This window comes from Anaerocolumna sedimenticola (assembly GCF_009931695.1).
Taxonomy (GTDB): Bacteria; Bacillota; Clostridia; order Lachnospirales; family Lachnospiraceae; genus Anaerocolumna; species Anaerocolumna sedimenticola.
In genome coordinates this window covers 1,720,692-1,733,478 of the sequence record NZ_CP048000.1, presented here as the reverse complement: position 1 = coordinate 1,733,478, position 12,787 = coordinate 1,720,692, and the positions used below count along the sequence as shown (strand labels likewise).

The window sequence follows — 12,787 nt, the reverse complement described above, 5'->3', positions numbered from 1 at the left end:
TGATTTTATAAGTCACTATATATTTTTAACATATGAATTAAAATAATCGTTTTATCCATACATATAACTACCTGCCTATTAAACTTTCATATACTTTTATTACATTTTGTACAGTATTAGTGATATTAAATAAATTGTTTGCATCGACTTTTGCTCTATGAATATATTGAGTGATTAAATTTCTATTTTCTAAAGCAAAGAGTACTTTCTTTTCTAAATCAGTAACACTTCCCTGTTTATATAATAATCCATTAACTTTATCTTTAACAATTTCTCTCGTTCCTCCTGTATTAGCAGCAATAACTAATAGGTTACTTAGCATAGCTTCTACCGTTACACGGCCAAATGCTTCATTCTTGGAACAGACTAATTCTATATCCATTTTATTTCTTATTTGCTGCATATCATTTTTAAAACCAAGAAATCTAATATTATTTAAAAGTCCTTTATTTTTAACTGTATTTTTCAGCTGATTTACATAATCTATACTACCCGAACCAACTATATATAAATATATATTTTTATATCCTAAAATCATTAACTGTTCCATCATTTCAATAGCTTCTATTTGCCCTTTGCCTTCACATATGGTTCCAGATATTATAAGATTTATATATGGTTCAGGAAATAATTCTTTATTTTTAATCTCATACTTATCAACTGGTAAGCCATTATATATTGTTATAATATCAGACAAGTGGTATAACTTACTATATTTTTTATTTATTGCTTCCGATATTGCAATAACCTTATCTGATTTTCCTATTAGATATTCAATTTTCTTTTTAAAATAATGTTCAAATCCAAAATCTTCTTCCATAAATTCCCTTATGTGCCATATATGTTTGCACCTGCAAATATAAGAAGCCATAGCACCTACATCTACCGCTAGGGAATTTGAATGAATTATATCTATTTTCAATTTTTTTATAAGTGATATAATTTTTATTAATGATACATAATTATTAAACTCTTTAAAACACTCATAGAATAGGTTTTTATTTCCAATCACTCTAAAACATTTATTATACGGAATAATAAAATATTTAAGTCGATGTCTTATTAATTCTTTTTCTATGTCCCCATGATAAGGTATTAATATATAAGGATTTACACCATATTTCCTTAGCGATGTAGCTAGATTAACCATTGATCTTGGAGCTCCATTTAAGCAAGAATCATGAGAAACCAATAAAACATTAATCTTCTTTTTCATAACTCCTCCATTAATAAAAAATTACGCTATATGCCATATCTATTCATTGATTCACAATTATAATTCTTTCTATTATTTAAAGCTTCATGTACTGCATTAAGATATTCAAAACCATTTTTTTCATCTGGTTCTAGATATGCACCTTCAGCCCACTCATTCCATGCATTAACAAACAAATACTCATTATCATATTTATTACTTATAGAAATAAGCTTAGAGAGATATGCTTTAAATTTAGATGGTGATGCTCCAATAAATATCTCTCCTTTGTCTCCTTTTCTTGGTGTGTTATCCCAGTTGACAAATGCCCCTAGATATACCTTTTTTCCTCTTCTCTTATAATTACGTTTTATTATATTATGATAAATTTCATCGTAGTTTCTTTGAATATAATAATGTTTTGCGATAATAGGTAACTTTCGCAGTGGGTATGCAGCCTTTCTTATAATTTCATTCCATCTGTTATCTTTGATTCCCGCAACTGTTTTTCTAGGTTCAAACTCTACGATAGCATCAAATTTTTTACTTTTTCTACAATAACCATTAAATGAATCTCCCTGGATATAGTATATACCCTGAAATCCATATTGTATGGCTAAACTATTCCAATATTCCAACATGACATCACAATTGGGAATATCTTTTGCTTTATAAATCAAAAAAACCGGTTTTCCATCACAACAAATATATCTTTTATCATAAAAAATTCTTTTAGGTATAAAAAATGATTCTTCCAGTTTTCTTCCTTTCCATATTCCTGTTTTATAAGGGTACTATTATTACCATTAATACCATCCCAGGTCCTCGTCCATGATTCATTAGCCCACATCAAGCAATAATTAATATCTATCTCCTTGTTTTTAAATAAATCCTCCACAGGTTTTTCAAGTAGTTTTTTACCGTTAAACCAATAATGATAAAAACAAAACCCATAAATACCATATTCCTTTGCCATTTTAGCCTGCATTTCCATAACTTTTGGCTTTGATAAATCATAATAATTTTTATTTAGAGGTGTTTTAGGCTGATAATGCCCCCAATATAAGGGTTTAGCTTTTTTTGTATTACACCATTCTGTGAAGCCTTTACCCCACCATCTATTATTCTCTTCAATCTCATGAAATTGTGGCAAATAATATGCAATAAGTTTAGTTTTATTCATTTTCATTTTAAAAACATTTTTCCCTTCTTTAATTGTAATGGGTAAAAACTTTACTATAATTCAAAAACTACATCATCCAGAGAGACAATAGGGCAATCAAACGTATCCTTCAATTGCTCTTCTATCTCATCGAAAGCAAATATTGCGCTTACAACAATTACATCAACCTCTTCTAAATCATCATCCAAGTTCACTACATTTAATTCAGAATAGGTAGATTCTGCATTTTTATCAATGGCATATTTAACCTCAACGTTGGAATTTTTCAATTCATCATATAAGCGATTACCCATTTCCCCCATTCCGTAAATGGCAATTGTCTTAAATTCGTTATCGATAAAATATTTTTCAAAAGATTTATTTTCTTGTTTTAATATCAACCACTGATTTAGCATATTATAATAACTTTTAAACTTGTCCACTTTCTTTTCTTTTTCTAATATTGTTTTATTTTTTAAATAATTAACCCCCGATGCACCAAATGCTGTTCCTAAAATTAATGATAATAAACCAACTATTCCTTTTTTCATATTAACATTCTCCTTTAATTATCTTGTATTAATCTACTATATGGTAACAACATTGTAACAAATATATATTTAAAACTCTTTATATTATGTTTCAGTCTTATATTATTGGCATTCTTATAACTTAGTTTTGATGATCTATCTTCTTTATGCAATATTATTGCATTTGTAACGTATACCTGTTTAAGTTTTACTTTTTTCAACATATTATAAAGAATGGCTTCTTCGTTATATAAAAATGTTTTTGGATAGAATCCTTTATAATACTTAAAAAACTCCGGTGTAAATAGTAACGCACATCCATGTAAAACTTTAGTTTTTGTCTTATTTTTTAACATTTTTTCTTCAATTATATGTCCTATCACATCCACATTAAAGTAATATGACCATAATACTAAATAAAAAGCTAAAATATCCGAAAAGTTTGTATAAATACTATATTCATTTTGTATACGTCTATTTTTAAGTAAAATTTTCGGACCTAATACCCCGATTCCTGGTTTTACTTCTTGCAACATATTTTTTATAAAATCTTTATTAATAAAAATAGTATCGTTATTAACGACTAATACATATTCTGCCAGTAATTTTTTTCTAGCATAATTGATGCCAATATTATTTCCTTTAGCAAAACCCAAATTACTAGTTTCTCTTAATACATGTATTAATGGATTATGTATATACTTATTTTTTATAATGTGATATGACTGATTATTTGAGCCGTTATCAACTATAACTATTCCACATATATTATAATCATATTGCATAATACTGTTTACACAATCAAAGGTATCAATATAATTCAAATAATTAAGTATAACTAATGCTATTTTCTTCAATTCTTCCTCCTTGCACCTAATATTCGTTTAGCATATCGTCTATAATACTATCAAATGATAAAATTGGACATGTAATTTTTTTCTGCAGTTCTTTTTCAATCTGTTTAAAATTATATATTACACTCACTATGATTACATCTACTGGTTTTAATTTTTCCTCTAAAGAATAAACATTAATATTAATATCTGAATAATTTCCTTTTAATTTGTCAATTGCATAATCTATTATAATTTCAGAATCCCTAAATCCATTATATATATGCCTGCCCAACTCTCCTAAGCCATATATCGCAATATTTTTATAACCTTTTGATATTAAATATTGGTCGATACGTAAGCCTTTTTCGATTAAATTTAACCATTTATTTATAGTATAATAATTACTTCTGAATTTTTCCCTTTTTTCATTAATAGAAATCATGCAATCAACTAAAATCCCAGTATTTAAAATCTGTTTATTAAAATACTCATCTAAAATGTCTATACAATCTCTAATTAAGAAATTTTCAGCAGAAAAACATAAAATGTCTTTTAAAACGTAATTAAACATTTCTAGATTATTTTTGTAATCATAAAACTTCCTAAGCATTATACATCTAGCTTTTATATAAGCTAATGGATTAGCAGATATACTTTCACTGGTAAAATAAACATCTACCAATGGTTCATCGATAAGAATAAACTCATACTTCTGTGCTAATCGTATACACATTTCCCAATCTTGCAGCCTAGGCATATTTTCATCGAAGACCCCAACAGTATCAAAACACTCTTTCTTTACTAATATTGTTTGAGTGGATACAATATTAATCTTTGTAAGCAGTAAATATTGATATATACCACCATTCTTATCATAAAGCGATATACTCTTTGATGGTATATAATCAATTCTTTTTCCTCTATGATGCATAAATCCTGTATATACCACTCCAACATTTTTATCCGCTTTTATAATTAGATCTATCTGTTTCTCTAATTTGTCTTTTCGCCAAACATCATCACTATCTTGAAAAGCTATATAACTACCTTTTGAATGTAAAATACCTATGTTTCTTGAAGCATTAGCCCCTTTATTATGATCATTTTTTATGTATCGAATTCTCTGATCTTGTAACTCTTGTATTAATTCTCCCGTATTATCTATCGAAGCATCATCTACAACTATAATTTCAAAATCTATAAAAGTTTGTTCTAACACACTTTTAACAGCAGCTACTATTGTTTTAGCTCTATTATAAGTAGGTATAATTATTGATATAAGTGGTGTATAGTCCAATATGTTCATCCTCCAATAATACCTTATAATAATTGTTCGATAAAATTAATATAATCATCCGGATTACATTTCATCCTCACAACTTTCTTAGCACAATCACCCAATTTTATCAATGCACTTCGATTATTGTCAAGCTTTATAATTCTTTTCCCAATACTCTCAATATTACCTATTGGGTACACAAATCCATTTTCTCCATTAATGATAAATTCATTTGTCCCACTTACTTCTGTTACTACAGGAACTACCCCCTTCGACATGGCCTCCAGAAGTGATATTGAAGAACCTTCAAATTCTGATAGACTAATGAATATATCACACTTTTCCCAGAATTCCTCCATATTTTCTCGTTCAATTCTTCCTAATAATCGAACTGAATTATCTTTTCTGCCGTTAACATATTCTTCTAATTTCTTATGAAATGTACCATCTCCTGCTATTAATAACTGATAATTACATTTATTTTCGTCTAAAATATTAATAAACGGGATAAGTAAATCCGCTCTTTTCTGGTAAATCTCCAATCTTGCCGCATATCCTATAACAATAGGTTGTGATGCATTAATATTGTATTGTTTTATAAATTTTTTATTATAAAATATTGGGGTTTCTTTATAAAACAATTTTTCACATGAAATTCCGTAATCCATTATCATTTTATTCTTTATATCTATACTGACAGCTACTATTTTATCAATATATTCTGCAATCAATTTATTTTTATAACATACATCTCGGTCATCATTATGAATGATAGATATTATATTTATATCATTAGGATATAAAATTTTTGCAGCTATAGCCGCATACATCATTTCGCCTTGAAAATTAATTATTACTGTACATGGTAAATTATCAATAACGATGCGAGCCATGTCCATAATAGTTTCAATATATCCTTTTTCAGGAAAATCAAAAATGTAAGTATGAGCTGCAACATTCTTAGGTATATTATCTCTATCGTTTGAATAAAAAAAAGCAACTTTATGATTTCTTTTATACAACATCTCAGCCTGTTGAAATGACCAGGTCCATACACCACACATTGGTGGTCCTGTACTAATATCAATAATAACTTCCGGACTGACTGCACTATTAATGCCAACTGGCATAGCTTGAAATTCTTTAATACTCTTTATTATATATTCTAATTTAAAACAATCTCCATATACAAGATTATTAATAAGGCCCATTTCCTCCAGTTGATTTTCTATCTCTTCTACATGTGTACTACCCATAACTATTGTATAATCATGTAACAATAAGGATTGTGGCGACTTCACGACTTTCCCGCAAAACAAGGTATTCCATTTATTACTATCATTATCAACAAAAAACTCAATTTCTTTATTAAGTTTATCTATTACTTCAGATATTTTTCGGCCAGCACCAGAAGCTCCAAATATAACTATAGGTTTTTCCATATGTTCCACTCCAATTTATAATTACTTTACGAGCATTAATTCTTTAAATAATAATGTAAAAATCTTTTTTGTATTTTCATAATTTTCGCAGTACGCATGCTCTTCTTTTCCATTAATGATATTACACCATGGGTCAACATAAACTTCAGTATTGGCATTCAAATCAGCATTAAAAATATGACTACACATTTCCATATTAAAATCATAATTAAATGGTTCATACGTTTCCATAACTTCACAACTAGGGAACTGTGCTCTAACTTGCTGTGTCAAATCTTTTATATCTATCGTACTAATAGTAATTTTAGAAACAGAGCCGATTTTGCCCACTTTACGTATTATATTGCCTAATCCCTCAAAATCCCCACTAAACTTTATTAACACATTTTTAGCACTACCTATTGCCTTTTCCATACGGTCATACTGTCCATTTCGAGGTAATATCTTATAATCAGCTGCTTTTCCAGAAACCTTATGTATCGCATCATCAAATGCAAACATAACCGATTTAACGATGTTTGTTTCACTTTTAAGATTACAGCTGTAAATCAATTGGAACATATCTGATAAAATCATTTCTGAAAAATGATCTCTTTTTTCTATTGGTAAAACTTTTAAGAAAAAAAGAATTCTATTTCTCCACATGTAATAATTTATAAATGTATTACCAGCGTTTCTTCCTCCAGCCTTATGCCAAACCTTTGATTTTCCCCAGACCGCCACCTTATAACCAGCCTGGTTGAATCGATATCCCCATTCCATATCATCCCAATATATAAAGTTATCTTCAGGCATCAGCCCTACTTTTCTAATTGCATCTGCTCTTGCCATTAATGAACATGCTGCAACATAATCACAATATAATACCTCTGGTATGCTTTCACTATCCGTACAGTTCTTAAAATTGTCTTCTTGTCTATATGATTTGAAATTAATATTTCCACCATAGCCCCAGATACGTTCAGGATAATCCATAAAATAAACCTTTGAACCCACCATTCCTACTTCATCATGTGAGTCCATGAATTTATATAATTCTTCAATCGAATATTTATCCATCTCAATATCATTATCTAGCAACATTATATATTTATAATCGTGTTTTAATGCTTCTCTAAGCCCTGTATTAAAACCTCCGGAACCGCCTAAATTATCTTTGTTTACTATTAGAGTAACCTCTTTACCAAATTCCTCCTTTATCCTTTCAACCGAATTATCTGTGGAAGCATTATCCACTACATATACATCAAAATTACTTATGGAAGACTTCATAACTGACCGTATACAGTTTATAACATATTCTTCTTTATTATAATTACAGATTATAACTCCAATATCATTCATAATTTCTCAGCCCTTTATCTTTCTTGCTTATTTTCCTCTGATAATATCCGTACAATTCTGTCGATACCATTTGGTAAATCATATCTGGGCTGCCAACCTAATTTCTCAAGTTCAGCAGGATCTAAGACTGCATGTTCGATACCAGAGTATCCTTTCTTTTCAACCTCGCCAGGTTTTATAATTCGAACCTTAACTGCTGATTTTTTTGCAATTATATAAGCTAGTTCCTTTATTGTAACGATAGAATTTCTATTAGCAATATTATAAGCTAAACAGCTTTCTCCATTTAATAAAATACAGAATACACCAGTAGCCGTATCAGCTACATAACAGTATGACCTCAATTGGGTTCCTTCACTTTTCATTATAATATTCTGTTTCTGCAAACCATGTCTGATAAATTCTCCAATCACCCGTTTATCTGAATATAACATAGTTGCTGAATAGGTATGACAAGGTCTAGCTATGCAGACATTCATACTATATTGATTAATGTAAGCAAGGCAAAGAGTTTCTGCTGCTCTTTTTGAAGAAGCATAACAGGATCTTGGATTTAATACATCTAGATATCCATATTCAGTTTCTTTAATACCTCTTTCACCATTTTCTATAATAGATCTAGATTTAACATCTACTATACCATATACTTCACCACTTGAAATAAATAAAACCTTTGTACAATTTTTTCTTCTTGCCAATTCCAATACCTGATATGTCCCTAAATAGTTAGCATTCATCACGCCAACCGGATCATGAGCGAATGAATAAGGATCTCCCTTACTTGCACCATGAATAATAAAATCAATCGGGTCATCGATATCAATTTGGTTAGATACATCCTGTATCAGATAATGAAAATATTCCTTATCTAGGTATTCTCCGAATCTTTCTCTTAGTACTTCTTCATTTCGTGTCAATACCCATAAATCTATTCCGGCATTCTTTTCTTCATTACGGTAAATTAGGGAATCAACCAACACAGAACCAATCAGACCTGTTCCACCTGTAATAAGAATAGAATGATTCTCTAATTGCTTCCAGGGAATATCAATATTATTAATTTGTTCTAAATCCTCAATATACAGTTTATGTTTTAACATAATGGTCTCTTTTCTAATTATGTACTATTTACTTCAACCATTCATCTTTCTTTGACTGCAGTAAAGCTTTAAATATCTCTATATCATCTGTTGTTGTCAACTTAATATTCTTTTCAGAACCTGTAGAAAAGTGGACCTGTTCTCCTAATTCAATCATTAACGTACAGGTAGCAACAGAATTCATTATTCCTCTTGATTTTGCTTCTTCATGCGCCCATAAAAGTTTCGATAAATAAAATGCCTGAGGTGTCTGGGTTCTCATTAATGCACTTCTATCTATTGTTTCTTCTGCTTTTACATGATTTTCGCTGTATAACACAGCTTCTACGCAAGGAATAACCGTTATAGCCGAACCATACCGATTACATTTACTGATGCAGTCTGAAATTATTTCCTGTGAAACCATGGGGCGTATCGCATCATGAATTAACACCATATCTTGCATATCACAATTTTCTTTCAATATCTTAATCCCATTACAAATGGATGCCTGTCCGTTTTCTCCGCCTTCTGTAATCCATCGTAATTTTGTAATATTAAATTGTTTGGCATAAGCTTTTAAGATTTCCCGCCATCCCTCCAGGCAAACAACTTCAATGGCATCAATATTGGGGTGTCGCTGAAAAGCTTCCAGCGTGTATACAATAACCGGCTTATCATTGACATTTATAAACTGCTTGGGTATATCCTGATTCATTCTCTGCCCGCTGCCACCGGCAATTAACATAGCAATGTTCATAAATCTTCGAACCTCCCGATATGTTTCCTTTTACATTTTTAAGATATTTCTTATTTTATAATAAAGCCTTTCAGAAGATTTTCCGTCAGCTGTTTGGAATATTCTATTTCTTAAATTCATTCTTCCATCTTCATAATTATCTATGATAAAAGCGCCCTTAATATATTTCATCAACTCATCCATGTTATAAGCTTTCACTTCCGGCATATACTCGTCATATTCAAAATAGCACTCTCTTGTATCCTCCGTATACTCCTTGAAATCATAGGGAAACAAAACGGAAGGACGGTCTAACATTAAATAATCCGAATATATAGAGGAGTAATCTGTCACAAGCAAATCAGCATAAGTTAATATTGTATAAGGGTCAACTTCAGCATCAATATTTTTTATGTTGGAAAAGATGGTTTTCTGGAATACAGTTTTTAAATTTGATTTAGGGTGCAATTTAGTAAAGAATATCATATTCTCACCGACTAGAAAATCATTAAATTTTCCCAAATCCATCACTTCAAAAAACAATGTTTCTGAATTACGGAAAGTTGGCATATATAAAAGAATTTTAAGCTGTTTACATTTACATTCGTTCAAATCATTTATGATTTTTGCTTCTTTTTCAGTGTATACATTATTTAGGTCATTAGGAAACAAGACATCATTCCTAGGGTATCCCTCAATAATAATATGGTTCAAGTCTGTATGAAAAGCAGAAGTAAATATATCAGCCATCATAGGTGAAGTCGCAAGAGTATAATGGTTTGGCTTTTCATCCGACATTCTTCTAAGGGCTGTCTTAAAACGTTCCAAATTATTTCTCGGATGCCGCACCCGATCAAACTTATTATCATAATTTGTTTTCTTATTTCCGGATCCATGCCACAAATTAATTTTCTTAGCTCCACCCGAGAGCCAAAATGATATATCTTTAGAATAATTATCAAAAATATAAACAGCACTCCTTAAACAGTACCAGATTCCCATTAGTGAATGCTTATAATACGACTCCATCCCATTACTATTTAAAAACATTGCAATTTCAGGATCAGCCGTTATCCATATGGCTCTTATTTCATTTTTTTTAAATTGATTTATATATAGATACAAATATCTTGGATTATCTGCAAACCGTTTACCGAAAGAACTTCCAAACACCCAAAGCTTTTTACTTCTGGGTATAAGAAAAGACAACCAATAAATTGGCAGTAAGAATACCTGTGACCAATATTTGATTGCTTCTATAATTTTTTGATTCTGCATTATTTTCATCATCCCTGATTCTTTATTTACATCCATGTATTTTTATAAATAATTTCTTTTACTTATAATACTTATATCGACATAATTAATAGAAACTTAATATAATCTGACAATTATTTCGTTACCAATTACATAAATCTAATATTATATAACGTAAATAAATGAAAAGAAGCAACATAATTAGGAAAAAATTCCGCATAATTTATGCTGCCTCTTTCTTTCTTACCACCTTTTTAAAATCGTCTTCCTCTCAATAGGATCCAAACTTCTTACTTTGGGATCATCGTAATAGGAATCATTTTTTATATGTGTTGTAGATACTTCTTCAAAAATAGCTCCCTTTATTGATGTAAAAGAATGTTTTACCCCTCTTAGAATCGTCTGAATATCACCGGGTTTCATGATTACCTCTTTACCTTCTATATTCACATTTAAGTCTCCGTATAAAAGCTGGAAAGTTTCTTCTTTTACTTTGTGAGCATGTACGGGATGTTTTTGTCCGGGCAGTATAACTAATAATTTTTTACAGTATTCTCTATTAATAATACTGATAATAATTGCACCAATCTGTCTGAAGTGCTGCATGCCATAATGATGGGATAACTCTACCTCAAAATCATTACCCAGTGCAATTCCGGCTTCATATAACATACCTTTTGCATCATGTACTACATTACGTACGTTTCCTATATCCGTAATCTTTCTCTTCTCATGTAATTCTTCATTTTCATCATAATCTTTACTTGCCAGTATTCCCTCGGTAAAATCTCCGCTGTTCATCTGCTTACTGTTACAAGGCATTGCAAAGAATACATCCTCCCGCATAATCGGATCACCTTTTTTTACTGCCTTTTTCAGATATACCCCTCGCATTAGGGAATTTAAAGAATCAATTTCCTCCTGGCTGATATACTTATTATCCTCTTTCTTCATCTCACATATCATTTTGGCATCAATTGCTGCTTTAACCCATTTCTCCGCCTGCTCCGGATTCATGGAATAAGAATTTAAAGTAATTGTTTCTGTGGGAAGCCCAACATGCCTTTCCAAAATTTTAGCGCCTTTCGCAATTGCTAACATAGGTATTATATTATCATCCGGATTTTCGTGTCCGGAATATCCTATCGTTATCTCAGGATACCTGCGATTCATACGGTCTATAAAATCTAATTGCAAGTGTTCCATAGGTGCCGGATATTCTGCTATACAATGCAAAAATGCAAATTCACAGCCTTTGTGGGTAAAGAAATTATATAATTTATCAATATCGGATAGGGATTTTCCGCCTGTAGATATAATAATAGGTTTCTGAGTAAACGCAATTTTAGTTAGCAGCGGCCAGTCCAATGCACTGCAGCTGGCAACTTTAATGATATCAATTCCCTGATCCATACACCAATCCACGCCATCCTCATCAAAGGGAGTACTCATTGCAAGAAGTCCCTCCTCATGGATCACCTCTACTAATTGGGTGAATTGCTCATAATTTAACTTCGTACTCATAAATCTGGGGATATGTTTAATATCATCTCTGCCTTTATAATCCGGATGTATAAAAGTATCGAGATTACGATATTGCAGCTTTACAGCTGCATTTATGTTATATTTTCTGGCTATTCTGCTCATAGCCTTTATAATATCAATTCCATGTTCAACACTGCCCTGATGACTGTTTGCCATTTCAAAAATAAATAAATCTTTAAAAAGATTTTTATTAATATTCATAAACTTTCCCGCCTCCGTATCTCTTCTTATGTATATATCGGCATAAATCGACACATAATTATATACATATGCAAAACAAATCAATAAAACCTTTTATATTAATTAATTGTTAGAATACTTCCTAAAAACAAACGTTTAGCAGCGATAATACTTAACCGGCATTCTTTTTGCACATCTA

10 protein-coding genes and 1 pseudogene are annotated in these 12,787 nt (G+C 30.5%); all 11 read right to left on the bottom strand.

Features of this window, described 5'->3' with window-relative positions; translation table 11 throughout:
• Window positions 1-67 precede the first annotated feature (67 nt).
• Window positions 68-1,216 carry a glycosyltransferase family 4 protein gene (locus Ana3638_RS07790; protein WP_161837522.1) on the bottom strand — a complete coding sequence of 383 codons (1,149 nt, stop codon included), beginning with the start codon at window positions 1,214-1,216 and terminating at the stop codon, window positions 68-70.
• 26 nt (window positions 1,217-1,242) lie between these two features.
• Window positions 1,243-2,378 (bottom strand): annotated as a pseudogene (locus Ana3638_RS07785) (glycosyltransferase WbsX family protein).
• Window positions 2,379-2,431: 53 nt separating this feature from the next.
• Entirely contained in the window at window positions 2,432-2,908 is a 477-nt protein-coding gene (locus Ana3638_RS07780) for an NAD(P)-dependent oxidoreductase (protein WP_161837521.1), read from the bottom strand.
• A gap of 14 nt (window positions 2,909-2,922) precedes the next feature.
• Window positions 2,923-3,744, bottom strand: coding sequence for a glycosyltransferase (locus Ana3638_RS07775; protein ID WP_161837520.1), 822 nt, complete (start codon window positions 3,742-3,744; stop codon window positions 2,923-2,925).
• Between the two features lie 16 nt (window positions 3,745-3,760).
• Window positions 3,761-5,020: a glycosyltransferase family 2 protein gene (locus tag Ana3638_RS07770; protein WP_161837519.1), complete on the bottom strand. Its 1,260-nt coding sequence runs from the start codon at window positions 5,018-5,020 to the stop codon at window positions 3,761-3,763.
• Between the two features lie 23 nt (window positions 5,021-5,043).
• Window positions 5,044-6,444 (bottom strand): glycosyltransferase, encoded by a 1,401-nt coding sequence (locus tag Ana3638_RS07765; protein WP_161837518.1) that lies wholly within the window; start codon window positions 6,442-6,444, stop codon window positions 5,044-5,046.
• A 21-nt stretch (window positions 6,445-6,465) separates the two neighbouring features.
• Window positions 6,466-7,788, bottom strand: a complete 1,323-nt coding sequence (locus tag Ana3638_RS07760) for a glycosyltransferase family 2 protein (protein WP_161837517.1) — start codon at window positions 7,786-7,788, stop codon at window positions 6,466-6,468.
• Window positions 7,789-7,802: 14 nt separating this feature from the next.
• Window positions 7,803-8,888: an NAD-dependent epimerase/dehydratase family protein gene (locus tag Ana3638_RS07755; protein ID WP_161837516.1), complete on the bottom strand. Its 1,086-nt coding sequence runs from the start codon at window positions 8,886-8,888 to the stop codon at window positions 7,803-7,805.
• 28 nt (window positions 8,889-8,916) lie between these two features.
• Window positions 8,917-9,627, bottom strand: a complete 711-nt coding sequence (locus tag Ana3638_RS07750; RefSeq protein ID WP_161837515.1) for an IspD/TarI family cytidylyltransferase — start codon at window positions 9,625-9,627, stop codon at window positions 8,917-8,919.
• 30 nt (window positions 9,628-9,657) lie between these two features.
• Complete coding sequence (locus Ana3638_RS07745) at window positions 9,658-10,884, bottom strand: CDP-glycerol glycerophosphotransferase family protein (protein ID WP_161837514.1); 1,227 nt, start codon at window positions 10,882-10,884, stop codon at window positions 9,658-9,660.
• Between the two features lie 222 nt (window positions 10,885-11,106).
• A complete protein-coding gene (locus Ana3638_RS07740) occupies window positions 11,107-12,609 on the bottom strand; it encodes an N-acetylneuraminate synthase family protein (RefSeq protein ID WP_161837513.1) in 1,503 nt (500 codons plus the stop codon).
• Window positions 12,610-12,787: the final 178 nt, after the last annotated feature.